The following is a 25,182-nucleotide window of genomic DNA, read 5'->3' as shown; positions in this document are numbered from 1 at the left end:
CCGAGTGGCTGTGCCGGTCCCTAGGGCCCGGGACGGGTCACCGAGCGGCGCCGAGTCGCCCCAGGGACGTCAGCACCTCCTCCGCCTCCTTCATGATCTGTTCCACCAGCTCCGCGCAGGACGGCAGGTCGTCGATCACCCCGGCGACCTGCCCGGCCGCCATCACCCCCAGGTCCGTACGGCCGTCCACCATCGCGGACCGGAGCAGCATGGGCGTGTTGGCGGCGAGCAGGACCTGGCTCCAGGTGAGGTCCTTGCCGTGCCGCAGCGCGAGGCCGTCGCGGACCATGCGGCGCCAGGTGAGCCCGGACAGCCGCCGGAAGCCGGCCGCGTGCCGCACGGCGTGCGCCAGGGCGCGCGTCCGGCCGGACGCCTCCAGCGCGCTCACGAACTCCGTACGGAGCATGCGGTGCGGCAGCCCGTCCACGGCCCGCGTGACGGTGACGTCCTTGACCGTCGCCGCCAGATAGCGGGCCTTCACCACGTCGGGCACCGTCGAGTCCGAGGTGAGCAGGAACCGGGTGCCCATCGCCACCCCGGCCGCCCCGAACGCCAGCGCGGCCACCAGCCCGCGCCCGTCGTGGAAGCCGCCGGCGGCGACGACGGGAATGTCGACGGCGTCCACGACCTGCGGCAGCAGCACGGTCGTCGCGACGTCCCCGGTGTGCCCGCCGCCCTCGCCGCCCTGCACGACCACCGCGTCCGCACCCCACGCCGCCACCTTCTCGGCGTGCCGCCGGGCGCCGACCGACGGCATCACGACCACGCCCGCGTCCTTGAGCTCGGCGATCAGCTCCCTGGACGGCGCGAGCGCGAACGACGCCACCCGGACGCCCTCCTCGACGATGATCCGCACCCGTTCCCGCGCGTCCCCCGCGTCGGCCCGCAGGTTCACCCCGAAGGGCGCGTCCGTGCGGGACTTCACCTCCCGTACGGCCTCCCGGAGTCGCGCGGGTGTCATCGTCGCGGAGGCCAGGACGCCGAGCGCCCCCGCGTTCGCCGTGGCGGACACCAGGCGGGGGCCGGCCACCCAGCCCATGCCGGTCTGCACGATCGGACGGCGGACGCCCACGAGCCGGGTGAGAGCCGTCTCCATCAGCCTCGGACCTCCCGCGCGCGCGTGTTCTCCGGATCGATCACCTCGCGGATCAGCCTCAGCTCGGCCTCGGTCGGTTCACGCGTGTACGGCACCTCGTCCGGGACGGCGAGCGCGAAGCCGGTCGCCTCCCCGACCTGCTCGACCGTGACGCCGGGGTGCAGGGAGGCCAGCCGCATCGCGTGGTCGGGGGTCGCGAAGTCGAACACCCCGAGGTCGGACACGACCCGCGGGAGATGGTGGAAGCGGGCGGCGGCCGGATGCTCGGCCACCCGGTCGTGGCCCACCCCGCACACCATGTCGACCTTCTCGACGAAGACCCGCCGGGAGTGCCTGGGGACCCAGTAACTGGTCGGGTTGTTCAGGGTGTTGACCGGCGCGCCCCGCACCCCGAGCAGCTGTCGCCTCGGCTTCGCCCAGTCGCCGACGCACGAGATGTTCTGGTTGCCGTACCGGTCGATCTGGCTCGCGCCCATCATCACGTGCCGTCGGCCGCCGGTGACCAGGGCCAGGTGCCGCCGGTAGGGCAGCCACCCCTCGACGGTGCCGTCGAGGCCGACGAGCAGCGCCTCGCCGTCGGTCAGCAACAGCTCCGGCGCGAAGGTCCGTTTGGCGAGCCGTGCGCCCAGGGACGGGACGAGGCCCATGGGGCTCGCGAGGATCTCCCCGGCCCCGCGCCAGGCCTCGGCGCAGGCGATCACGCAGTACTCGGCCCGGGTCGCCCCGCCGCTCATGAGCCCTCCTTCTGCCATGCCCGCACGGCCGACCGGTACGCGTGCTCGTCACCGGTCAGGAACCGCTCGGCGAATTCCTCCCACGGCGTGGCCGCGTACGTCTGCTGAAAGGCCTCGTCCCGGCCGTAGTCAGGGGCGCAGGAGGTGAAGTGCGCGCCGTTCGGGGCCTCGATCACACCGGTCACGACATGGCGGCTGACCAGCAGCGTCTGGGGCGGGGCCTCCTTCGTCAGCTCGGCCGTGTCCACCAGCCGTTCGCACGACAGGTACGCCGTGTCGGCCGCCTCGCAGAAGAGGTCGTCGAAGTACGGGTCCGGGCCCAGATACTGGCCGTTGCCCTGCCGGTCGGCCCGGTTGACGTGCACGAACGCGGCGTCCAGGCGCAGCGCGGGCATGGCGACGAAGGTCTCCCCGTCGTCGTACGGCGAAGTGACCGTCCGCAGACCGGGGTTGACCCGCATCACGTCCGAGCCGATGCCCGCCCGCACCGGCAGGAAGGGCAGCCGGTGCGCGGCGGCCCGCAGCCCCCACATGAACATCGCCTCGTCGATCTCCATCAGCTCGAACGCGCCCCGCTCGCGCGCCGCGCGGAAGTGCGGTTCGAGGGGGATGGAGTCGAGGGTGGCGAAGGCGGCGACCAGCTTCCGGATCCGTCCGGCGGCGGCGAGCATGCCGACGTCCGGGCCGCCGTACGAGACGACCGTGAGATCGGTGATCTCGGACCGGAGCAGTGCCCTCACCAGCGCCATCGGCTTGCGGCGCGAGCCCCAGCCGCCGATGCCGAGGGTCATCCCGCTCTCCAGCCGGGAGACGGCCTCGTCGGCGGTCATCGACTTGTCACTCACCCAGGTCCCCCTTTTCCCTTACGGCGTTCCCCTTGGCCGTCCCGGGGGTCCCGGCGGTCGCGGCTTTCCCGGTCTTTTCGGCGTTTCCGGTCCCCCCGAAGGTGTCGCGGACCTCGTCGGCCACCCCACTGAGGTTCGCCTCGAAGGTGAAGCCCTGCTCGAAGCGGTAGCTGCGGCGGACGTCGACGGGGTCGATGCCGTTGATGGCGGCCTTGGCCAGCCGCAGCAGCCAGCCGTCCTTCGCGGCGATCTCCCGCGCCAACTCCAGTGCCGCAGCGAGCAGTTCGGCACGCGGTACGACCCGCCACACCGAGCCGTGCGCCCGTAGCTCGGCGGCGGTCGCCGTACGCGAGGTGTAGTACAGCGCGCGCATCAGGTGCTGGGGCACCAGCCGGGACAGATGGGTCGCCGCACCCAGCGCGCCCCGGTCCAGCTCCGGCAGCCCGAAGGTCGCGTCCTCGCTGGCCACGATCGCGTCCGCGTTGCCCACCAGCCCGATCCCGCCGCCCAGACAGAACCCCTGCACGGCGGCCACCACCGGCACCTCGCACTCGTACACGGCGGCGAAGGCCTCCGCGCAACCGTGGTTGGCGCCGATCAGCGCACTCTGCCCCGCCGCCTGGATCTCCTTGATGTCCACCCCGGCGTTGAACCCGCGCCCCTCCGCCGTCAGCACCACGCACCGGACCTCGGGATCACGGCCCGCCCCGCGCACGGCGTGGGCCAGCTCGAACCACCCCCGCACCGGCAGCGCGTTCACGGGCGGGAAATCGATCGTGACGACGGAAATCCCCTTTTCCGGGGACGAGGTGGAGACACCCATCGGCGCATCAGCTACCTTCCACCTAACGTTTGTTAGGTCCTTCTCCTGGGTGGAAGGTAGCAGCGGATGCGGCTCAACGGGAAGCTCGCCGTCGTCACCGGCGGCACGCGCGGTGTCGGCGCCGGCATCGCGCGGGCCTTCGCCGAAGCCGGCGCCGAGGTCGTGACCTGCGCCCGCCGGCCCCCCGAAGTGCCGCTCAAGGGAGCCGAGTTCATGCCACTGGACGTACGCGACCCCGACGCCGTGCAGCGCTTCTTCGCCGGACTGCCCCGCGTGGACGTCCTCGTGAACAACGCCGGCGGTACGCCCTACCGCCCGCTCACCGAGACCGACGCCCGCCGCCACGCCCGCGTCATCGAACTCAACCTCACCGCCCCACTGACCGTCTCCCTCGCCGCCCACGCCCACCTCCGGCGGGCCGAGGGCGCGATCGTGATGATCGGCAGTGTGAGCGGCAGCCGCCCGTCGCCCGGCTCGGCGGCGTACGGCGCGGCCAAGGCCGGCCTGGAGCACCTGGCGCGCTCCATGGCCGTGGAGTGGGCCCCGGAGATACGGGTCAACACCCTCGTCCTCGGCATGGTCGACACGGAGCTCTCCCACCTCCACTACGGCGACGAGCACGGCCTCGCCGCCGTGGCCCGCACGGTCCCGCTGGGCCGCCTCGCCACCCCCTCCGACATCGGAGACGCGGCGGTCTTCCTCGCCTCCGACGCCGCGGCCTACATCACCGGCGCCTCCCTCCTCGTCCACGGCGGCGGCGAACGCCCCGCCTTCCTGGCCGCGGCGACGACCGGCACCGGACAGGCGACGGACAACGCGGGACACGCGACGCCCGGTGACGGGTCGGCGGTGACCGGTGAGAGGCGCGCAGGGATCGGCGACGAGCCGACGACACCCGGCGGGAAGCGCGCGGGGACCGCCGACGAGCCGACAACCGCCGACGCCCCACCCACGACGGTCCTCGCGACGCGGCCCACGGCCGACGCGGCGCGGTTCGCCGCCGAGGTGACGCGACCCGCCGCCGACGGAACGCCGCCGGCCGCCGACGGAACGCCGCCAGCCGCCCACGCGGCGCCCCCCGCCGCCCACGCGACGCCGCCCACGCCGTACGCGGCGCCGCCGGCCGCCCACGCGGCGTCACCCACCGCCGACCAGGACGAAGAGAAAGAAGAGAAAGGGGAACCGCGATGAGCAGGGGCACGCACCGGCTCTGTGAAGGGCGTGTCGTGGTCGTGACCGGCGCGGGACGTGGTCTCGGTCGCGCGCACGCGCTCGCGTACGCCGCCGAGGGCGCGCGCGTGGTCGTCAACGACCTCGGTGTGGGACTCGACGGCACACCGGACCCCGACAGCCCGGCCGCCCGGGTCGTCGAGGAGATCCGCGCCGCGGGCGGGGACGCGGTCGCGCACGGTGGGGACATCGCCACGACCGACGGCGCCGCCTCCCTCGTCCACACCGCCCTGGACACCTACGGCCGACTCGACACCCTCGTCAACAACGCCGGCTTCCTCCGCGACCGCATGCTCGTCAACCTCGACGAGGACGACTGGGACGCAGTCCTCCGCGTCCACCTCAAGGGCCACTTCCTCACCCTCAGGCACGCCGCCGCCCACTGGCGAGCCGAGACCAAGGCCGGCCGCACACCGACCGCGAGGATCGTCAACACCAGCAGCGGCGCCGGCCTGCTGGGCTCACTCGGCCAGGGCAACTACAGCGCCGCCAAGGCCGGCATCGTCGGCCTCACCCTCGTCGCCGCCGCCGAACTCGCCCGCTACGGCGTCCAGGCCAACGCCATCGCCCCCGCGGCGCGCACGAGGATGACCGAGGGCGTCTTCGCCGAGGCCATGACCGCACCCGACGCCGGCTTCGACGCGATGGCCCCCGAGAACGTCTCCCCGCTGGTGGTGTGGCTGGGTTCCGCCGCGAGCGACGGCGTCACCGGCCGCGTCTTCGAGACGGAGGGCGGCCGCATCACCGTGATGGAGGGCTGGCGCCCGGGCCCCACGACGGACAAAGGGGCACGCTGGACACCGGAGGAAGCGGGGGAGACCGTACGCAAGCTCCTGTCGGAGGCCGAGGAACCGCACCCGGTGTACGGCGCCCCATGACCGGGGCCGCTGCCCAAGGGGCGCGGGGAACCGCGCGACAAGCCCCCACGCACCCACGCACCCGCCCACGCACCCGCCCACGCACCCGCACCCGCACTCGCGCCGAACCCACCACCCCCTCACGCGCCCCCGAAAACCTACGTGTCGCACTCCAGAACCGTCCGGCACAACCCGCACCGCGCCCGCACCCGCCCCCGAACCGGCACACGGATCCTCTGATGACACGTCGGGCAGGGAAACGACACCCGCAACGGCCCCCGCCCCTCGGGCGTGAACACATACGGCACCCCCGACACCGGCGAGGCCGACCGCAGATCCTGCGCATGCCGCCGGTCCCGCGCGTACCGCCGACGCCCCGCCCACCCCGCCGCGGTCAGCGGCGGCTGCCGCTCATCCCCGCGAGCCCGGACGCGCCCCTCCGCGTACGCGGAATACGCCTCGGCACTGGTGAACCACACCGAGGGATCCTCCCCGAACAACTGCGCCCGCTTGGCCAGCACGTACCCGAACTCCTCCGGCGTCAGATACCCCAGCTTCTGCGACGACGCGGCGTCCTCCCGGTACGCGTCCAGCAGCAGCCACCCCGCCCCCAGATACGTCGCCGCCGTGTCCGTGAGGATCTCGTTCTCACGCATGCCGGGGAAGGACAGCCCGAGCCGGTGCAGATACACATGCATGACCTCGTGCGCGAGAGCCGCCCCGATGTCCCGCCGGTGCGTACGGAAACGGTCGTTGAGCTCGACGAAGTACTCCGGCCCCGCCGCCAGCTCGACGTTCGCCGCGTGCGTCATCTCCCGGAACCCGACGATCATCCGGGCGTCCGGCAGCCGATAGTGCCGCACCAGCTCCCGGGCCACCCGCTGCGCACCGAGATGGAGATCGTCGGTGTCACAGAACGCCACGTCGACGGGGGCCACACTGGTGGCGAAGGTCTGGATCGTGTCGTACGAGAGCCGCTTGTACAGGGCGGTGATCGACGCCCGCACGATCTCAAGGTGCGGGTAGCCGTGCTCGACAGGTCCGCCGTTCGCCACGTCCGCACCCCCAAAGACGCCTCGATACGTTCCACTCTAAGCCGGTGCGAGCGCCGAACCGCAGCGTCGTAGGGTGACGACCATGACCACCAGCAACACCAACGAGGCGAACACCGGCACCGCGCCGGCCGGCGCGGTCGACGCGGACGTCCGGGCGGAACTCACCCGGCTGCGGGACAGCATCGACAACATCGACGCCGCCGTCGTCCACATGCTCGCCGAGCGCTTCAAGTGCACCCAGCGGGTCGGCCATCTCAAGGCCGCGCACCAACTGCCCGCCGCCGACCCGGGCCGCGAGGCCCAGCAGATCAACCGGCTGCGCGGACTCGCCGAAAGCGCCAAGCTGGACCCGGCGTTCGCGGAGAAGCTGCTGAACTTCATCATCGCCGAGGTCATCCGGCACCACGAACGCATCGCGGACGACGCGCTGAACGGCACAGCGGGCATGACCGGCACAGCGGGCACGACCGGCACGGCACCAGACGCAGGGGAGTGACAGCGAGTCCCTCCAGAGGGCATCCTGCGTGAGCACTCCCTGTCAGGAAACGACTACACGCGGTGAGAGGCCATGCCGTCGGAAGCCAAGATCCTCATCGTCGACGACCATGAGGACACGCTGTACGCCCTGGAGAGCGCCCTGGCCCCGCTGGGCTACCGCCTGACACGCGCCACCAGCGGCGACGCGGCACTCAAGGAAGTCCTCCGCGGCCAGATCGGCCTGCTCCTCCTCGACGTCCGCATGCCCGGCGTCAGCGGACTCGACGTCGTCCACTACATGCGCGGCGTGGAACAGACCCAGCACATCCCCGTCATCCTCCTCACCGGCTTCGGCCCCGACGCCGAACTCACCTCCGCCGCCTTCCGCCTCGGCGTCGCCGACCTCGTCATGAAACCCATCGACCCCTGGGCCCTGCGCACCAAGGTCCGCTACCTCTACGACGCCCACCAACGCACCCACGCCCTGGAACGCGAGGTCCGCGACCTGCGCGCCCGCCTCAAGGACCACGAGGAACTCAAGCGCGTCACCGACGACCACCGGACCGAGGAGCGCGTCCCCGCGCAGCACGACGGCGCGAAGGACCGGGCATAGGCCGCATACGGCCGGCCACACGGCGCGTACGACCGGACATAGGTCGCGTACCAGGCCCGCCCCTGTCCTGCGCCCAGGGCATCAGGCAGCATGTCCCTCATGTCCGTACTGACGCGCGACGAAGCGCATGCCCGTGCTCGGCTCCTCGACGTCCACCGCTACGAGATCGCACTCGACCTCACGCGCGGCGACGAGACCTTCGACTCCCGTACCGTCATCCACTTCACCGTGCGGGGAAAGAAGAAGGCCGCGGACACCTTCGTCGAGCTCAAGCCCGCCGAACTGCGCTCCGTCACCCTCGACGGCGAGCCCCTCGAACCGGCTACCCTCGACGGCAACCGCCTCCCCCTCAAGGGCCTCACCCCGGGCGCACACGAACTGCGCGTCGACGCCGCCATGCGCTACTCCCGCACCGGCGAGGGCATGCACCGCTTCACCGACCCCACCGACGGTGAGACCTACGTCTACACCCAGCTCTTCATGGACGACGTCCAGCGCGTCTTCGCGGCCTTCGACCAACCCGACCTCAAGGCCGTCTTCGACCTGACCGTCACCGCCCCCGAGGCCTGGACCGTCCTCGCCAACGGCGTCACCGCACAACAGGACGACGGCACCTGGCGGGCCGCCACCACCCCGCCGATCTCCACCTACCTCGTCGCCGTCGCCGCCGGCCCCTGGCACTCCGTACGCACCGAACACCGAGGCCTGCCCTTCGGCATCCACTGCCGCCGCTCCCTCGCCCCCCACCTCGACACCGACGCCGACGAGATCCTCGACGTCACCCGCGCCCTCTACGACCGCTACCACGACAAGTTCGAGGAGCCGTACCCCTTCGACTCCTACGACCAGGCCTTCGTCCCCGAGTTCAACGCCGGCGCCATGGAGAACCCCGGCCTCGTCACCTTCCGCGACGAGTTCATCTACCGCTCCGCCGTCACCGACACCGAACGCCAGACCCGCGCCATGGTCATCGCCCACGAGATGGCCCACATGTGGTTCGGCGACCTCGTCACCCTCAGGTGGTGGGACGACATCTGGCTCAACGAGTCCTTCGCCGAGTACATGGGCTACCAGACCCTCACCGAAGCCAGCCGCTTCACGAACACCTGGGTCGACTTCGGCATCGCCCGCAAGGCCTGGGGCTACGACGCCGACCAGCGCCCCTCCACCCACCCCGTCGCCCCCGAGGCCGTCGACGACACCGCCGCCGCCCTCCTCAACTTCGACGGCATCTCCTACGCCAAGGGCGCCTCCGCCCTGCGCCAACTCGTCGCCTGGCTCGGCGAGAAGGACTTCCTGGCCGGCATCAACGCCCACTTCACCCGCCACCGCTTCGGCAACGCCACCCTCGCCGACTTCATCGACAACCTCGCCGGCGCCACCGAACGCGACGTCCACGCCTGGGCCGACGCCTGGCTCCGCACCACCGGCGTCGACACCCTCACCCCCAAGGTCACCCGCACCGCCGACGGCACCTACACCCTCACCGTCGACCACGCCGGCAGCCGCCCCCACCGCATCGCCGTCGGCCTCTACGACCGGGACCTCGGCGACGACCAGGGCCACCTCACCCTCCGCGACCGCGTCGAACTCGACCTCCCCCAGACCGCCGACCAGCCCATCGGCAAACGCCCCGCACTCCTCCTCCTCAACGACGGCGACCTCACCTACGCCAAGGTCCGCTTCGACCCCGACTCCTTCGCCGCCGTCACCGGCCACCTCTGCGGCCTCCCCGACCCCCTCACCCGCGCCGTCGTCTGGAACGCCCTGCGCGACGCCGTACGCGACGCCGAACTCCCCGCCACCGCCTACCTGGAGGCCGCCCGCACCCACCTCCCGCGCGAGAGCGACCTCGCCATCGTCCAGGGCGTCCTCACCTTCGCCACCGCCCAGGTCGCCGACCGCTTCCTCGCCCCCGAGCAGCGCGCCACCGGCCTGGCCACCCTCGGCTCCCTGTGCCGCGACCTCATCCGCCGCACCGAGGACGGCGACAACCCAGGCCTGCGCCTCACCGCCGTACGCCACTTCATCGACGTCGCCACCCGCGCCGAGACCATCGCCGCCTGGCTCGCCGACGGCACGGTTCCGGGCGGCCCCGAGCTCGACCCCGAGCTGCGCTGGCGCGTCCTCGGACGGCTCGCCGTCCTCGGCGCGGTCGACGCCGCCGCGATCACCGAAGAACTGGAGCGGGACCCCAGCGCCAGCGGCCGGGAAGGCGCCGCCCGCTGCCGGGCCGCGCTGCCCGACCCGGAGGCCAAGCGGGCCGCCTGGGAGGCGATGTTCACCACCGACGACCTCTCCAACTACCTGTTCACCGCCACGGCCCAGGGGTTCTGGCAGCCGGAGCAGGCGGACCTCCTCCAGGAGTACGTCGAGCGCTACTGGGCCGACGCGGGTTCGCTGGCCGCTCGGCGAGGACCGGCGATCGCGGAAGCGGCAGGGCGGTGGGCGTTCCCGGTGTATGCGGTGGACCCGGGGACGCTGGGTATGGGGGAGCGGTGTCTTCAGGACGGCGAGCTGATTCCGGCACTTCGACGGAAGCTGGTCGATCAGCTGGACGACCTCGCGCGTGCGCTGCGGGTGCGCGAAGCGTAGGGGGTTTTCCGGGGTCCGCCGTGGGGCTCGGGTGTTCTGCGGGCTTGCCGTTGTTGTGGCCGGCCGCGCGGTTCCCCGCGCCCCTCAGGGGCGCGCTGCCGTTCAGGGCGGCTTACCGTACCCTCTTTAGGTTGTAATGAACGACTTTTTCGGCCTCAGCACCCGATTGGCGTACAAGATGGGATTCCCCGTGCTCGGAGGAATCCATGACCGCCGCACCCCTCGCCTCAGGACCCCAAGGTCCCGGCGCGCTCCGCCCGTTGCTCGACACGGTGCTCGACGCGTTGCGCGAGGGGGCCGAGGCCCGGGGCGGACCCCTCCCCGCCGGTGGCCCGGAGGCCGTCGCGGCGATGATGCGGGACGCGCTCGGTGAGCCACTGCCCGTCGAAGGCGAGCCGGACGCCCTCCAGCGGCTGGTCCGCGCCCTCGCGGCAGGCACCGCCGACCCGGCCGACCCCCTGTGCGCGGCCCACCTCCACACACCGCCCCTGGCCGTGGCGGCCGCGGCGGACTTCGCCGCCTCCGTCCTGAACCCGTCCCTCGACTCCTGGGACCAGGCCCCGGCCGCGTCCGCGCTCGAAGCCCTGGTGACCCGGGCACTGGCACAGGAGGCCGGCGCCGCCGACGCCCTCGTCACCACCGGCGGCACCGAGTCCAACCACCTCGCCGTCCTGCTGGCCAGGGAGGCGCACGCGGGAGTACGGCTCGTCTGCGGGGCCAACGCCCACCACTCCCTCCTCCGCGCCGCCTGGCTCCTCGGCCTCCCCGACCCCGTCGTGATCCCCACCCCGGCCGGCACCCTGGACCCCGCCGCCCTGGACGACGCCCTCACCCACCTCCAAGGGCCCCTCCTGGTCGCCGCCACCGCCGGCACCACCGACGCCGGGCTCATCGACCCGCTGCCCGAGATCGCCGACCTGTGCGAGACCCACGGCACCCGGCTCCACATCGACGCGGCCTACGGCGGAGGCCTCCTCTTCAGCGACCGGCACCGAGACCGCCTCGACGGCCTCACCCGCGCCCACACCGTCACCCTGGACCTGCACAAACTCGGCTGGCAGCCGGTCGCCGCCGGGCTCCTCGCCGTACGGGACGCGCCGGACCTCGCCGCACTGAACCACCGCGCCGACTACCTCAACGCGGACGACGACACCGAGGCCGGCCTGCCCGACCTCCTCGGCCGGTCGCTGCGGACCACCCGACGGCCCGACATCCTCAAGACCGCCGTCACCCTCAAGACCCTGGGCCGCACCGGACTCGGCGGACTCGTCGACCAAGTCTGCGCTCTCGCCCAGGAGTTCGCCGCCACCGTCGAGGCACACCCCGGCTTCGAGCTCTACGACCGGCCCACCATCAGCACGGTCCTCTTCCGGCCCGCCCAGGCGTCCGACGACGCCGTGGCCGCCGTACGCCGCCGACTGCTCCACGACGGCCGGGCCGTCATAGGCCGCGCGGTACTCGACGGCCGCCTGTGGCTCAAGGCCACCCTGCTCAACCCCCACGCCCGGCCGGGAGACCTCGCCGCCCTGCTGAAGCTCGTGGAACCCGTGGACACAGCAGAAGCCGTGGACACCGCAGAACCCGCAAGACCCGCAGAACTCGCCGAAGGACACACCCCCGCATGAGCACGCCCCCACAGCACGACCAGCAGGAACCCGAAGCCCCCCGCGACCTCGTCGGCGTCGGCATCGGACCCGCCAACCTCTCCCTCGCCGCCCTCGCCCACCCCCTCGCCGAACTCGACGCCGTGTTCTACGAACAGCGCCCCGGCTTCGACTGGCACCCGGGACTGCTCATCGAGGGCGCCACGGTCCAAGTACCGTTCCTGGCAGACCTGGTGACACTCGCCGACCCGGTGAACCCCTGGTCGTTCCTGAACTACCTCAGGACCCGCGACCGGCTCTTCCCGTTCTACTTCGCCGAGCGATTCCACATCCAGCGCACCGAGTACGACGCCTACTGCCGCTGGGTCGCCGAGAACCTGCCGGGACTACGGTTCGGCCACCAGGTCGACTCCGTGCGCTGGAACCCCGAACGGGACCTGTTCGAGGTCGACTTCAGCGAACCGGACGGCGACGGAGAGGTCGCGGCACCCGGCCGCACCTACGCCCGGAACATCGTGCTCGGCGTCGGCACCGAACCCCATGTGCCCGAACCCCTCAAGCCGCTCGTCGAGGCAGCCGGCGTGCCCGTCATCCACGCCACGGACTACCTCGGCGAGCGCGACCGTCTCCTGGCGGCCGGACACGTCACCGTCATCGGAGCGGGACAGTCCGGGGCCGAGGTCTTCCTCGACCTGCTCCGGCACCGGCCCGTCGGCCGGGAGCGGCTGCACTGGCTCGGCCGCACGGAGGCGTTCGCGCCCATGGAGTACTCCAAGCTGGGCCTGGAGCACTTCACGCCCGACTACACGCGCTACTTCCACGCCCTCGCCGAACCGACCCGGGACCGGCTCGTCACCGCCCAGTGGCAGCTCCACAAGGGCATCGGCGCCGACACGATCGCCGCCATCCACGACGAGCTGTACCGCCGCACCCTCGACGGCGGCTGGCCCGACGCCGTCCTCACCCCCGGCGTGCACGTCCGCACCGCCGGACGGCTCGCCACCACCAAGGTCGAACTCCACCTCGAACACCTCGAACAGGGCACGCGCTCCCGCCTCACCACCGACGCGGTCGTCCTCGCCACCGGCTACCACGAACGCCCCCTGGACCGCGTGCTCGCCGGCCTCGACCCGTACATGCGGCGCGACAGCCGCGAGCGCCCACGCGTCGACGACAGGTTCCGGATGATCCTCGACCCGTCCATCACCGCCTCCGGCCGCCACGTCTACGTCCAGAACGCCGAACTGCACACCCACGGCGTCGGCGCCCCCGACCTCGGCCTCGCCGCCTGGCGCAGCGCCACCATCCTCAACACCCTCACCGGCAAGGAGCCCTACCCCCTGCCGAGCCGTACAGCCTTCACCACCTTCGGCCTCGAACCCCGGCCGCAGATCCCGCACGCCCGGCAGGCGAAAACCCCCACCCCACTGACCCCGCTCGTCGACATCAGGTAATCGAAAGGCAAAGAAGTAGGGCAGGAGTGGTGACGGCTGCAAGAAAGCTGCCTACCTTTCGGCCATGACCAGCACCCGCGCAGGCACCACCTGGATCGCCGCCCACCGCTCCGCCGTGATCGACCCCCACGAAGCCTTCAAACTCTTCGAGGTCCGAGGCTTCACCGACCAGACCGTACGCCAGACCCTGCGCCCCGCCGGCGGCGGCGAGGCCCTACGCGTCCGCCTCAGCAACCGCTACGGCACGACACCCCTCGACATCGGCGGCGCCCACCTCGCCCGCCGCATCGAAGGCAGCACCATCGACCCCACCACCGACGTCACCCTCCTCTTCGCCGGCGCCGAAACCGTCACCGTCCCACCCGGCGAGGAGATCGTCAGCGACCCCCTCGAAGGCCCCGTCACCGCAGGCGAGGAACTCGCCCTCAGCCTCTACCTCCCCGGCGACACCGGCCTCACCACACACTCCGCGATCCCCTACGACGTCGGCCACGCCGTCCCCGGCGACCAGCTCACCGCCGAATCCCTCGACGAATCCGACGAACTCATCACCGGCCACTTCGTCACCGGCATCGACGTCCTCGCCCCCGAGGACACCCGCATCGCCGTCGCCTTCGGAGACTCCTGGATCGAAGGCATGGCCACCACCCCCGGCACGGGCGGCAGCTTCCCCGCCCAACTCGACCGCCGCCTCACCAGCGGCTGGATCGTCGCCACCGGCATCTCCGGCAACCGACTCCTCACCGACGAGATCGGCGCCCACCTGCTCTCCCGCGCCACGCACGACGTCCTCGACATACCCGGCGCCAGCCACGTCATCATCCACACCGGCCTCAACGACCTCGGCCTGCCCGGCGCCATCGCCTTCCCCGAACCCGCCAAACTCCCCACGGCCGCCGACCTGATCACCGGACTCACCGCCCTCGCCGACCGCCTCCACACCGCCGGACTCACCGTCATCGGCGCCACCATCGGCCCCTACGCCGGCACCGTCTACCCCGGCTACGACACCGACGAAGGCCAAGCCGTACGCGCCGACGTCAACACCTGGCTCCTCGGCGACAGCCACCCCTTCGACGCCGTCATCGACATCGCCGCCGCCGTCGCGGACCCGGACCACCCCACCCGCATCCGCGACGACTACAACAGCGGCGACGGCCTCCACGTCAACGACGCCGGCGCGAAGGCCATCGCCGACGCCGTCGACCTGTCACTCCTGAACCTCTAGAAGACCGGCGAGCCCCAGAAGACCGCGAGCACTAGAAGACCGGCGTACCGTTCCGCGTCAGCCTCCAGTCCACCGACGCGAACGCCGCCGGGTCGATCGACCCCTTCGCCGTCACCCACGCGATCATCGTGTTACGGATCTCGTCCGAGTTCGACCACAGCAGCTGGGCCGCGGCGACATGCGGGAAGTTGCCACCGCCGTTGGCCCGGTAGTTGTTCACCGCGAACACGAACTTCTGGTCGTCCGCCAACGCCGCACCCTCGAACCGCACATTCACGATCCGCGACCCCGCCGGCTTCGCGATGTCGATCTCGTACGACAGACCGCTCACCGCGTCGTAGTTGTAGTCCGGCGTCCCGTTCGCGTTCGTCAGCTTCGCCGGATCGACCACCGCGTCCGCCGCCGTCTGCACGAAGTAGTTCGCCGAGTACTCCAGATACGCCTTCATCTGCGCACCCGTCATCAGACGCGCCTCCAGCGTGTTCTCGAAGACATACAGACCGGCGACATCCCGGATGGTGACGTTCCCCGCCGGAATCACCGCGCTCCGCGAGAACGCCGCGGCCTGCGACAACACCGGCAACGACGCGTACTCACCCGACGCCAGCGCCTGCTTCACCGTGTCGGCCTGGATGTGGTTGATCAGATCGATGATCGCCACATCCTTGTACGGCGCCTCCACCGACGTCATCTCGGCCGCGTTCGTACCGATGATCTGGTTGACGTACGCCACGACCTTCTCGTGCTCGTCACCGAGCATCTTCACGATCTTCGGGTCCTCCTCCACCGTGTTGGAGTTGAGAACCTGCGCCGCGACCTTCTCGACCTTCCAGCAGCCCTTGCCCCACACCAGCTCGAAGTCGAACAGCGTCAGCCGCTGACCCCACTTCAACGGCTCCGACAACACGACCTGCTTGCCGGTCTCCTTGTTCGTGACGAAGTACTCCGGGATCTCCGTGTGCGCGTGCCCCACGAGAATCGCGTCGATCCCCGGCACCTGCTCGGCGACCAGCCCGGCCGCGTTCTCGATGTACGGCAGCTGATCACCGTACGAAGAGGTACCCGAGGAACCGCTGTGCGCCGACACGATGACGACATCCGCCCCCATCGACCGCAGCTTCGGCACCCACTTGGCGGCCTGCTCCTCCAGCCCCGGGAACGTCATCTTCCCCTGCACGTTCGCCTTGTCCCAGATCGCGATACCCGGGTTGGTCAGACCGAGGACCGCCACCTTCACATCCCGCCCGCACGGCGTACGCAGCCGGTGCATGCTGTACGGCGGAAAAGCGGGACGAAGCGTCTTGGCATCCAGCGCGTTCGCACCCAGCAGCGGGAAACGACACTGCTCCTGGAACTTCCGCAGCACCGGAATCCCGTAGTTGAACTCGTGGTTGCCCAACGCGGCCGCGTCGTAGTCCATCGCGTTCATCGCCTGCGCCATCGGGTGCACCGGACCACCCTTGGCGGTGATCGGGTCCACCTTCGCGTAGTAGTACGACAACTGCGTGCCCTGGATGGTGTCACCCGCGTCGATGAGCAGCGTGTTCCCGCGGCCCTTCTCCTCGCGGATCCGGTTCACCAGCGTGGAGACCTTCGCCAGACCGACGTCGTTGTGCGCCTTGTCGTCGAACTCCTTGTCCGTGAAGTAGTCCCAGTTGAAGACATTGCCGTGCAGGTCCGTCGTCCCCATCACGGTGAACCTGTACCGCTTCGGGGCCTTCTTCCCGCCATCCCGCACCTCGGCCGCCCGGGCACTCGGAGCCACGGCCGTACCGGCGACGGCCACGCCCGCACCGGTCACGGCCGACTTCTTCAGGAACTTCCGGCGGTTCAGGGGCATCTCGGGTACTCCTCGGAGGAACGGACGACATCAACGATCAACGCGCGTAGACAGTGGTGGGCGAAACACAGGACCACATGCGACAACGCGCGTAGATTCTGACCCGTACCGCCCCCACCGCAACAGACCCCACAGGTTTCGATCTGGTGACCTGCGGACCCCCCGACCAGGCCACCGGTGACAGAGTGGGACGTATGACCACCAGTCCAGAGGAAGCCCAGCCCGCCGCCGTCCCCTACGGCACCCCCGACGCGCCCCGCATCGCCGTCCGCGGCGAAGCCCGCCTCGAAGTCGACCCCGAAATAGCCCGCATCGGAGTCACCGTCCTCGCCCGAGGCAAGGACCGGCGCGCCGCCCTCGACGACCTCACCCGCCGCAACACCACCGTCCTCGACCTCGTCAAAACCTACGGCGAAGCAGTCGAACGACTGGAGACCGGCGCCTTCTCCATCACCCCCGAACTCAAGGAGAAGAGCAGAGGCGAAAGGATCCAGGCCTACCACGGCCGCGTCCACATCACCGCCGAACTGACCGACTTCACCGCCCTCGGCGAACTCACCACCCGCCTCGCCGACCTGGACCTCACACGCGTCGACGGCCCCTGGTGGTCCCTCCGCCCCGACTCACCCGCCCACAAACGAGCCCGACAGAAGGCGGTGAAGGAAGCGGTGCAACGCGCCCGGGAATACGCCGAAGCCCTCGGCACCACCCTCGCCGCCCTCGTCGAACTCGCCGACATCGGCGCGGAAGCCCCCCAGCCCGCCCGCCCCGGAGCCCCCGGCGGCCTCATGCGCTCCGCCAGAGCCAAGGGCGCCGACGACACCGACGCCCCGCCCCTCGACCTCGAACCCCAACGCCAACGCGTCTACGCACAGGTCAACGCCCGCTTCACCATGCTGCCACCACGACTGTGACCTGACGCCCGGGTGCTCCGCGCCGCGCCCGGCCGGAGCACCCTTCAACCCTTGTGACCACTTGTCAATTGCCCTTCACACAAAGGCCGTTGAGTAGTCACGCCCCACCAAATCGCTACCGGCGGGTAAGCCATAGGCTCCAACCATGCGCCGAGCAAAGATCGTCTGCACCCTCGGGCCCGCCACCGCCTCGTACGACCAGATCAACGCCCTGGTCGAGGCCGGCATGGACATCGCCCGCTTCAACCTCAGCCACGGCGGCCACGCCGAACACGACGAGCGCTACCAGCACGTCCGCAAGGCCGCCGACGAAACCGGCCACAGCGTCGGCACCCTCGCCGACCTTCAAGGCCCGAAGATCCGCCTCGGCCGCTTCACCGAAGGCCCCGTACTCCTCGAACGCGACGACACCTTCACCATCAGCGTCGAGGACGGCGTGGAGGGCGACAGCGAGGGCTGCGGCACGACCTACAGCGGCCTGGCGGCCGACGTCACCCCCGGCGCACACATCCTCGTCGACGACGGCAAGGTCACCCTGGAAGTCACGGCGGTGGACGGCCCCCTGATCCACACCAGGGTCGTCGAAGGCGGGATGATCTCCGACAACAAAGGGCTGAACCTGCCGGGGGTCGCGGTCTCGGTACCGGCACTGTCGAAGAAGGACGAGGAAGACCTCCGCTGGGCGCTCCGCACGGGCTTCGACATCGTTGCCCTGTCCTTCGTCCGGTCCGGCCGGGACATCGAACGCGTCCACCAGATCATGGACGAGGAAGGCCGCCGACTCCCGGTCATCGCCAAGATCGAGAAACCGCAGGCGGTCGACAACATCGACGAGATCGTCGCGGCCTTCGACGGCATCATGGTCGCGCGCGGCGACCTGGGCGTGGAAATGCCGTTGGAACAGGTCCCCCTGGTCCAGAAACGCGCGGTCAAACTCGCCAAGCGCAACGCCAAGCCGGTCATCGTCGCCACGCAGATGCTCGACTCCATGATCCACAACTCCCGGCCCACGAGGGCGGAGGCCAGCGACGTCGCCAACGCGGTCCTCGACGGCACGGACGCGGTGATGCTGTCCGGCGAGACGAGCGTGGGCAAGTACGCGGTGGAGACGGTCCGCACGATGAGCCGCATCGTCGCGGCGGCGGAGGAGGACATGCTGGAGAAGGGCCTCCCACCCCTCACCGAGCACAACAAACCCCGCACCCAGGGCGGCGCCATGGCCCGCGCGGCAGCCGAGATCGGCGACTTCCTCGACGCCAGGTTCCTGGTCGCCTTCACCCAGTCCGGCGACACGGCCCGCCGCCTCTCCCGCTACCGCTCACCCATCCCGCTCCTGGCCTTCACCCCGGACCCGGCGACGCGCTCACAGCTGAGCCTCACGTGGGGCGTGGAGACCTTCCTCGGCCCGAGCGTCGACTCGACGGACGCGATGGTCGACCAGGTGGACGAACTGCTGCTCAAGTACGGCCGCTGCAACAAGGGCGACGTGGTGGTGATCACGGCGGGCTCACCGCCGGGCGTCGCGGGCTTCACGAACATGGTCCGCGTGCATCACATCGGGGAGGACGAGAGCCCGAAGTAGGGGGTCAGTACTTCGCGCCTACGTGGGTGTCGAGGAGGGCGACGGAGGCCTTCCTGGCGACGGAGATGTTGTACGGGTTGCCGTCGCGGGTGCAGCGCGTCCACTCGACGCCGAGCTTGTCGAGAGTGTCGGTGTAGAGCTGCCGGATGTCGTCGGACTTGTTGGTGAAGAAGTACCGCGGGTACTCGTAGCGCTTGGTCACACCGGCAACGAGGCGGGTCGTCCAGTTGGTGATGCGGCAGCCGTCGGAGTGGATGAGGCCGCGGATGAAGTCCCAGGGGTGGGCGTCGACGATTTCCTGCTGCCAGGGGGTGAGGGCGATGGTGCGGTTGTGTTTCATGCCGGGGCCGTGCTGAGGGAAGAGGCACCAGAGGTGCTTGGAGTACAGCTTCACCTCTCGGCATCCCTTTCGGCGGACTCTGCAGACCGAGTTTCCGGGGAACACCGCTCGCATGGCCTTCTCGCACTCGTCCATGAGCCCGGGGTGCGTCTCGGCACAGGTGATGGACAGGCTGGGTACTCGCATGGCGCGGTTTTGGATGATGTGACCGTCGCCGAGGTAGAGCCCGAGCAGGTAGCTGTACGCCGACTCATCGAGTTCCCGTTCGTCGCAACGGGGGCAGGGCGGGCTGTGGCGCCCGGGGCACTCGCCGCGCTTTGCCCGGTCGAGATGCTTCCAATACCCGACTGTCCCCAGCGGCACGTTGAGCCTGCGGGCCACGTCCGCGTTCTTCGTGCCACCGCGCAGCAGGGTGAGGGCCTTCTGTCGCACCTCAGTGCCATGGAAGTTCATGCGGCCACTCTGTGTGACTGATCGCGACCGTGTGCAGCAAAAAGCGGATGTTCACGAGAACGTGGACATCCGCTTTCCTAGGTGCCGGGTACGGGACTCGAACCCGTATGTCCTTTCGGACAGATGTGTTTGAGACATCCGCGTAAGCCTATTCCGCCAACCCGGCTGGGCGACCCGAGAGGAGTGTACCGGTTCACTGGAGTCGCCCGCAGCTAGGTACCCTCTTGTCAGCAGTACCCCTGCCCCGAACGAGGAGCCCACGTGACCGCCCCCGAGTCGCCCCAGCCCGTCGACGACGACGACAAGTCCCACGTGCCTCCGCTGACGACCCGTGTCGTCATCGCCGAGGACGAGGCGCTGATCCGCCTCGATCTGAAGGAGATGCTCGAGGAGGAGGGCTACTCCGTCGTGGGCGAGGCCGGCGACGGTGAGCAGGCCGTCGAGCTGGCCCGGGAGCACCGGCCGGACCTCGTGATCCTTGACGTGAAGATGCCCAAGATGGACGGCATCTCGGCGGCGGAGAAGATCGCCGAGGAGCGCATCGCGCCCGTGTTGATGCTGACCGCTTTCTCGCAGCGTGACCTTGTTGAGCGTGCCCGGGATGCCGGTGCGATGGCGTATCTGGTGAAGCCGTTCAGTAAGAGTGATGTCGTGCCGGCGATCGAGATGGCCGTGTCGCGGTTCACGGAGTTGAAGGAGTTGGAGAAGGAGGTCGCCGACCTCACGCTCCGGCTGGAGACGCGCAAGCTCGTGGACCGTGCGAAGTCGATTCTGCAGACGGAGTACGGGTTGACGGAGCCGGCCGCGTTCCGGTGGATCCAGAAGACGTCGATGGACCGTCGGATGTCGATGCAGCAGGTGGCCGAGGCCGTCATTCAGGACGCCGACGAGAAGAAGTCCGCCAAGGGCTGACCACTCCACCCCCGGACGTAGACGTACGACGAGGCCCGCGCCCCCCACCTGAAAGGGGGCGCGGGCCTCGTCGTGTTCGGCGTGACGTGGGTCCTCGGTGTCAGTCCTCGCCGAGGTACGCCTTGCGGACCGACTCGTCGTGCAGCAGGTCGGAGCCCGTGCCCGAGAGGACGATCTTGCCGATTTCCATGACGTGGCCCTGGTCGGCGAGTGAGAGCGCGGCCTGCGCGTTCTGCTCGACGAGGAGGATCGTGGTGCCCTGGGACTTCAGTTCGGCGATGGTGGCCATGATCTTCTGCATCATGATGGGGGAGAGGCCCATGGAGGGCTCGTCCAGCATGAGCAGTTTCGGCTGGGACATGAGTGCCCGGCCCATGGCGAGCATCTGCTGTTCACCGCCGGACAGGGTGCCCGCGGCCTGCTTGCGGCGTTCTCCCAGGATGGGGAAGAGGTCGTAGGCGCGCTGGATGTCGGTCTCGATGCCGGGCTTGTCGTTGCGCAGGAAGGCGCCGAGGCGGAGGTTGTCCTCGATGGTCATGCGCGGGAAGATGTGCCGCCCCTCGGGGGAGTGGGCGAGTCCGAGCGCGACGATGTCGTGCGCGGGGGTCTTCTTGAGCGACTTGCCGTTGAACTTGACCTGGCCGCCGACCGGCTTGAGCAGTCCCGAGAGGGTGCGCAGGGTGGTGGTCTTGCCGGCGCCGTTGGTGCCGATGAGGGTGACGACCTCGCCGGCGTCGACCTTGAAGGAGATGCCCTTGACGGCTTCGATCTTGCCGTAGGCGACCCGGAGGTCCTCTACTTCGAGCAGTGCGGTCATCGGTCGTTCTCCTTGCCGGGCGCGGCGTCCTTCGTGGGCTCGGCGTTGGCTTCGGCGGCCTCGACTTCGGCGACCTCGTCCTGGCCGGGTGCGTCTTCGAAGGGTTCGCCGAGGTAGGCGGCGACGACGCGTTCGTCGCCCTGCACGGTGGCGCTGTCGCCTTCGACGAGTTTTTCGCCTTGGACGAGGACGGCGACGCGGTCGCAGAGGTTGAAGATGAACCGCATGTCGTGCTCGATGACGAGGACGGCGATGCCCTTGTCGCGGATGGCGAAGACCAGTTCTTCGGTCGTTCGCGTCTCCTGGGGGTTCATGCCGGCGGTGGGCTCGTCGAGGAGGAGCAGGCCGGGTTCGCTCGCCAGCGCTCGCGCGATCTCCAGCTTGCGCTGTTCGCCGTAGGGCAGGTTCCGGGCGAGGTGTTCGGCCTTGGCGTCGAGGCCGACGAACTCCAGGAGTTCCATGGCGCGTTCGCGTGAGGCGGCTTCGGCCTTGTGGAAGCCGGGGCCGCGCAGGAGGGCGGACCAGAGGCCTTCCTTGGTGCGGGTGTGGCGTCCGACGAGGACGTTTTCCAGGACCGTCATGTTGGCGAACAGGCGGATGTTCTGGAAGGTGCGGGCGATGCCGGCCGCGGTGACCTTGAAGGACTTGGGCGGCAGGACCTGGCCCTTGTAGCGGACTTCGCCCTCGGTGGGGATGTAGAGGCCGGTGAGGCAGTTGAAGAAGGTCGTCTTGCCGGCGCCGTTGGGGCCGATGAGTCCGACGATCTCGCCGCTGTTGACGGTGAGGTTGACGTTGCGTACGGCGGTGAGGCCGCCGAATCGCATGGTGACGCCGCGGGCGTCGAGGACGGTCTCGCCGGGTGCGTTGGCGCCGGGTGCGGTGTCCTTGGTGGTGGTGTCGGTGGTCATGGGTCAGGCCCCTGCCTTGCTGAGGACTGTGGGTGCTTCGGCGTCTTCGTGGAATTCGAGCTGGCGGCGCCGGTTGGGGATGAGGCCTTCCGGGCGGAAGCGCATGAGCAGCACGAGTGCGAGGCCGAAGGCGAAGAGCTGGTAGTCGCCGAGGAACTGGAGCTTGGCGGGGATGAGGTAGAGCAGTGCGGCGCCGACGAGGGGTCCGCTGATGGTGCCCATGCCGCCGAGTACGACTGCCGCCAGGAGGAATGCCGAGTTCGGCGGGACCACGTGGGCGAACTGGTACTGCTCGGGTGTCACGGTGTAGGTGACGTGTGCCTGGACGGTGCCGGCGAGGCCGGCGAGGGCGGCGCCGAGGGCGAAGGCGATGAGCTTGACCCGGAAGCCGTTGATGCCCATGGCGAGTGCGGCCGTCTCGTCCTCGCGGATGGCGATCCAGGCGCGGCCGATGCGGGAGTCGCTGCTGCGTCGGAAGACCACCACGACGATGAGCGTGATGAGGAGCATCAGGAAGAAGTAGTTGGCGAATCGGGCGATGGTGAACCCGGCGATGGTGTGCTCTTGGCCGAAGTCGAAGCCGAAGATGTTGAGGTTCGGGATCGAGGAGATGCCGTTGGAGCCGTTGGTGATGTCGGGTCCGGAGGTGCCGTCCATGTTGAGGACGGCGAGTCGGAAGATCTCACCGAAGCCGAGGGTGACGATGGCGAGGTAGTCGCCGCGCAGTCGGAGGGTGGGTGCGCCGATGATGACGCCGAAGATCATGGCGACGACGGCGCCGAGGATGGCGGAGGCCCAGAACGGCAGGTGGATGTCGAAGGGTGAGGAGGGGGAGCCGGAGACCATGGCCGCGGTGTAGGCGCCGACGCCGAGGAAGGCGACGTATCCGAGGTCGAGGAGGCCGGCGAGGCCGACGACGATGTTGAGGCCGAGGGCGACGGTGGCGAAGATCAGGATGTAGACGCCGATGGTCGCGTACTGGTCGTCGGACTGGGTGAAGGGGAATGCGGCGGCCGCGGTGAAGGCACCGGCCATGGTGACGGTGCGGTGCTTGGAGGTGACCGCGGAGACCCGGCCGGCGAGGCCGGATTTGGCGAGGGCGCCGAGGCCGAAGCCGGCGGTGATGAGGAAGCCGACGAAGAGTTCGTCGTATTCGGTGCCGATGCCGTAGGTGAAGACGAGCAGGCCGACGGCCATGGCCGCGACGATGATCAGGATCTCGAGGTAGGCGGGCAGCTTCGGGGCCGGGGTGGGTGTGCCGGTGGCGAAGGCCGACTTGATGAGGGCGCGGATCTGGCGTGCGCCGCGGGCGATCCGTTCCTGCGGGGTGTCCTCGGGGTCGGGGGTCTCGGCCTCGGGGTGCTCGAAGGGCAGGGAGAGCGCGCCGAGCAGGGCGACGAGGGTGGTGACGGCCACGAGGTAGCCGCCGGGTTCGAGGTTGACGACGCCGCCGAGCTGGACGGTGATCGCGATGACCGTGTACCAGGCGGTGGCGAAGGCGCCGAGCGCGGCGAGGCGGATGGCGCTGTCGGCGCCGGCGGGGACGAGCCAGCGCAGGCCCTTGACGCCGTAGGAGGCGAGGCCGAAGAGGGTGGTGAGGGCGCCGCCGATGAGGACGAGGACCTGGAGGCCGCCGGGGTAGCCGTAGACGGTGAGGTTGCCGGGGAAGGCGGCTGTCCAGGTCCAGGCGAGGAAGGCGGAGATCACGGTGAGGGCGCCGCCGCCGGTGGCGAGTGCGCGGCCGATGTTCTCCGGGATGCCGACGAGGCCCCTGGGGGTCTTGTCGTTCTTGGCGGTGGGTGCGGGGGATGCGGTCGTGTGTGTGGTCATCGGTGTCACGCCCTGTCCGCCACGCGCTCACCGAGCAGACCCTGTGGCCTGACCAGGAGTACGAGGATGAGGAGTACGAACGCCCAGACGTTGGCCCAGGACTGGCTGCCGAACTGCTCCATGCCGGGGATGTCGGCGATGTAGGCGGTGGAGAGGGCTTCGGCGAGGCCGAGGACGACGCCGCCGAGCATGGCGCCGTAGATGTTGCCGATGCCGCCGAGGACGGCTGCGGTGAAGGCCTTGAGGCCGAGGATGAAGCCCATGCGGAACTGGACCTGGCCGTACTTGAGGCCGTAGGCGACGGCTCCGACGGCGGCGAAGGCGGCGCCGAGGGCGAAGGCGACCACGATGATGCGGTCGGTGTTGATGCCCATGAGTTTGGCGGTGTCGGGGTCCTGCGCGGTGGCCTGCATGCCGCGGCCGGTGCGGGTCTTCATGACGAAGTAGGCGAGGACCGCCATGCTGATGGGGGCGGCGACGAGCAGGAAGATGTCACCGGTCTGGATGGTGACGTTGCCGATCTCGAAGGGGCCGCCCTCGATCTGCGGGAAGTTGATGGATTCCTTGGCGTCCGGGTACCAGGCCCATACGGCCTGCTGGAGGGCCAGGGAGAGGCCGATGGCGGTGATGAGGGGGGCGAGGCGGGGTGCGGTGCGCAGGGGCCGGTAGGCCAGGCGTTCCGCTCCCACGGCGGCGAGTACGGCGACGATGATGCCTCCGACGAGCATCAGCGGGAGTGCGGCCCACATGCTCGTGCCGTCGGGCAGCACGTAGAGGTAGACCGTGATGGCGCCGAAGCCGCCCAGCATGAAGATTTCACCGTGGGCGAAGTTGATGAGCTGGACGATGCCATAGACCATCGTGTAGCCGATGGCGACCAGCCCGTACATGGATCCTAGTAGCAGGCCGTTGACCAGCTGCTGCGGCAGTTCGTTCACCGCATGTCCTCCGAGACTTTCGGATATTCGACGAATG

Annotated in this window: 21 protein-coding genes, 1 tRNA gene and 1 pseudogene; 11 read left to right on the top strand and 12 right to left on the bottom strand. The window is 70.0% G+C overall.

Annotated features, from left to right (window positions below):
* Positions 1 to 37 precede the first annotated feature (37 nt).
* Genes OG202_RS13235 through OG202_RS13220 form a run of 4 tightly spaced genes read right to left on the bottom strand, consistent with a single transcriptional unit; the run spans position 38 to position 3,498 of the window.
* Positions 38 to 1,096, bottom strand: a complete 1,059-nt coding sequence (locus OG202_RS13235) for an NAD(P)H-dependent flavin oxidoreductase (protein ID WP_327730203.1) — start codon at positions 1,094 to 1,096, stop codon at positions 38 to 40.
* The gene (locus OG202_RS13230; protein WP_327730204.1) at positions 1,096 to 1,848 is read right to left on the bottom strand and encodes a CoA-transferase subunit beta; all 753 of its coding nucleotides are present in this window, start codon (positions 1,846 to 1,848) and stop codon (positions 1,096 to 1,098) included. Before OG202_RS13230 ends, OG202_RS13235 begins: the two co-directional genes overlap by 1 nt.
* Positions 1,827 to 2,675: a CoA transferase subunit A gene (locus tag OG202_RS13225; protein WP_327730205.1), complete on the bottom strand. Its 849-nt coding sequence runs from the start codon at positions 2,673 to 2,675 to the stop codon at positions 1,827 to 1,829. Before OG202_RS13225 ends, OG202_RS13230 begins: the two co-directional genes overlap by 22 nt.
* Positions 2,668 to 3,498, bottom strand: a complete 831-nt coding sequence (locus tag OG202_RS13220; protein ID WP_328222788.1) for an enoyl-CoA hydratase family protein — start codon at positions 3,496 to 3,498, stop codon at positions 2,668 to 2,670. The genes OG202_RS13225 and OG202_RS13220 overlap by 8 nt, the downstream gene beginning before the upstream one ends.
* A 66-nt stretch (positions 3,499 to 3,564) precedes the next feature.
* On the opposite strand from OG202_RS13220, the pseudogene OG202_RS13215 reads away from it, so the two are divergent.
* A pseudogene (locus tag OG202_RS13215) lies at positions 3,565 to 4,287 on the top strand (SDR family oxidoreductase); the annotation flags it as partial.
* Between the two features lie 398 nt (positions 4,288 to 4,685).
* Positions 4,686 to 5,606, top strand: coding sequence for an SDR family oxidoreductase (locus tag OG202_RS13210; RefSeq protein WP_326583514.1), 921 nt, complete (start codon positions 4,686 to 4,688; stop codon positions 5,604 to 5,606).
* A gap of 137 nt (positions 5,607 to 5,743) precedes the next feature.
* Here OG202_RS13210 and OG202_RS13205 read toward each other — a convergent pair whose 3' ends face one another.
* The gene (locus OG202_RS13205; RefSeq protein WP_328222786.1) at positions 5,744 to 6,640 is read right to left on the bottom strand and encodes a hypothetical protein; all 897 of its coding nucleotides are present in this window, start codon (positions 6,638 to 6,640) and stop codon (positions 5,744 to 5,746) included.
* Positions 6,641 to 6,722: 82 nt separating this feature from the next.
* Here OG202_RS13205 and OG202_RS13200 point away from each other — a divergent pair, with 82 nt between their 5' ends.
* The 6 genes from OG202_RS13200 to OG202_RS13175 all read left to right on the top strand — a co-directional run bounded on the left by OG202_RS13200 (position 6,723) and on the right by OG202_RS13175 (position 14,611).
* Positions 6,723 to 7,136, top strand: coding sequence for a chorismate mutase (locus OG202_RS13200; protein WP_328222785.1), 414 nt, complete (start codon positions 6,723 to 6,725; stop codon positions 7,134 to 7,136).
* Positions 7,137 to 7,208: 72 nt separating this feature from the next.
* Positions 7,209 to 7,730: a response regulator gene (locus tag OG202_RS13195; protein ID WP_327730208.1), complete on the top strand. Its 522-nt coding sequence runs from the start codon at positions 7,209 to 7,211 to the stop codon at positions 7,728 to 7,730.
* Between the two features lie 90 nt (positions 7,731 to 7,820).
* Entirely contained in the window at positions 7,821 to 10,325 is a 2,505-nt protein-coding gene (gene pepN, locus OG202_RS13190; RefSeq protein ID WP_326583518.1) for an aminopeptidase N, read from the top strand.
* 206 nt (positions 10,326 to 10,531) lie between these two features.
* Positions 10,532 to 11,950 carry a pyridoxal phosphate-dependent decarboxylase family protein gene (locus tag OG202_RS13185; protein ID WP_328222784.1) on the top strand — a complete coding sequence of 473 codons (1,419 nt, stop codon included), beginning with the start codon at positions 10,532 to 10,534 and terminating at the stop codon, positions 11,948 to 11,950.
* On the top strand, positions 11,947 to 13,383 hold the full coding sequence (locus OG202_RS13180; RefSeq protein ID WP_328222782.1) for a lysine N(6)-hydroxylase/L-ornithine N(5)-oxygenase family protein: 1,437 nt from the start codon (positions 11,947 to 11,949) through the stop codon (positions 13,381 to 13,383). Before OG202_RS13185 ends, OG202_RS13180 begins: the two co-directional genes overlap by 4 nt.
* Before the next feature lie 64 nt (positions 13,384 to 13,447).
* Complete coding sequence (locus tag OG202_RS13175; protein WP_327730211.1) at positions 13,448 to 14,611, top strand: GDSL-type esterase/lipase family protein; 1,164 nt, start codon at positions 13,448 to 13,450, stop codon at positions 14,609 to 14,611.
* Positions 14,612 to 14,642: 31 nt separating this feature from the next.
* On the opposite strand, the gene OG202_RS13170 is transcribed toward OG202_RS13175, so the two are convergent.
* Positions 14,643 to 16,451 (bottom strand): 5'-nucleotidase C-terminal domain-containing protein, encoded by a 1,809-nt coding sequence (locus OG202_RS13170; RefSeq protein WP_326583522.1) that lies wholly within the window; start codon positions 16,449 to 16,451, stop codon positions 14,643 to 14,645.
* 194 nt (positions 16,452 to 16,645) lie between these two features.
* Between OG202_RS13170 and OG202_RS13165 the strand changes: the two genes are divergently transcribed.
* Positions 16,646 to 17,365 carry an SIMPL domain-containing protein gene (locus OG202_RS13165; RefSeq protein WP_327730213.1) on the top strand — a complete coding sequence of 240 codons (720 nt, stop codon included), beginning with the start codon at positions 16,646 to 16,648 and terminating at the stop codon, positions 17,363 to 17,365.
* A gap of 145 nt (positions 17,366 to 17,510) precedes the next feature.
* Entirely contained in the window at positions 17,511 to 18,947 is a 1,437-nt protein-coding gene (gene pyk / locus OG202_RS13160; protein ID WP_328222780.1) for a pyruvate kinase, read from the top strand.
* 4 nt (positions 18,948 to 18,951) lie between these two features.
* Here pyk and OG202_RS13155 read toward each other — a convergent pair whose 3' ends face one another.
* Both OG202_RS13155 and OG202_RS13150 read right to left on the bottom strand, forming a co-directional pair.
* Entirely contained in the window at positions 18,952 to 19,740 is a 789-nt protein-coding gene (locus OG202_RS13155; protein WP_327730215.1) for a helix-turn-helix domain-containing protein, read from the bottom strand.
* 82 nt (positions 19,741 to 19,822) lie between these two features.
* A tRNA-Leu gene (locus OG202_RS13150) sits at positions 19,823 to 19,906 on the bottom strand.
* A 95-nt stretch (positions 19,907 to 20,001) separates the two neighbouring features.
* Between OG202_RS13150 and OG202_RS13145 the strand changes: the two genes are divergently transcribed.
* A complete protein-coding gene (locus OG202_RS13145) occupies positions 20,002 to 20,652 on the top strand; it encodes an ANTAR domain-containing response regulator (protein WP_326583526.1) in 651 nt (216 codons plus the stop codon).
* A 100-nt stretch (positions 20,653 to 20,752) separates the two neighbouring features.
* On the opposite strand, the gene OG202_RS13140 is transcribed toward OG202_RS13145, so the two are convergent.
* The 4 genes from OG202_RS13140 to OG202_RS13125 are packed head-to-tail and all read right to left on the bottom strand — an operon-like array spanning position 20,753 to position 25,145.
* Positions 20,753 to 21,469, bottom strand: coding sequence for an ABC transporter ATP-binding protein (locus tag OG202_RS13140; RefSeq protein ID WP_326583527.1), 717 nt, complete (start codon positions 21,467 to 21,469; stop codon positions 20,753 to 20,755).
* Positions 21,466 to 22,377: an ABC transporter ATP-binding protein gene (locus OG202_RS13135; protein WP_326583528.1), complete on the bottom strand. Its 912-nt coding sequence runs from the start codon at positions 22,375 to 22,377 to the stop codon at positions 21,466 to 21,468. The genes OG202_RS13140 and OG202_RS13135 overlap by 4 nt, the downstream gene beginning before the upstream one ends.
* 3 nt (positions 22,378 to 22,380) lie before the next feature.
* Positions 22,381 to 24,207 carry a branched-chain amino acid ABC transporter permease gene (locus tag OG202_RS13130; RefSeq protein ID WP_326583529.1) on the bottom strand — a complete coding sequence of 609 codons (1,827 nt, stop codon included), beginning with the start codon at positions 24,205 to 24,207 and terminating at the stop codon, positions 22,381 to 22,383.
* A 5-nt stretch (positions 24,208 to 24,212) separates the two neighbouring features.
* On the bottom strand, positions 24,213 to 25,145 hold the full coding sequence (locus OG202_RS13125; protein WP_326583530.1) for a branched-chain amino acid ABC transporter permease: 933 nt from the start codon (positions 25,143 to 25,145) through the stop codon (positions 24,213 to 24,215).
* Positions 25,146 to 25,182: the final 37 nt, after the last annotated feature.

Origin of the sequence: Streptomyces sp. NBC_00310, assembly GCF_036208085.1 — a bacterium.
GTDB lineage: Bacteria > Actinomycetota > Actinomycetes > Streptomycetales > Streptomycetaceae > Streptomyces.
Note: the sequence above shows the minus strand (reverse complement) of the source record. Positions and strands in the feature narration are given on the sequence as shown.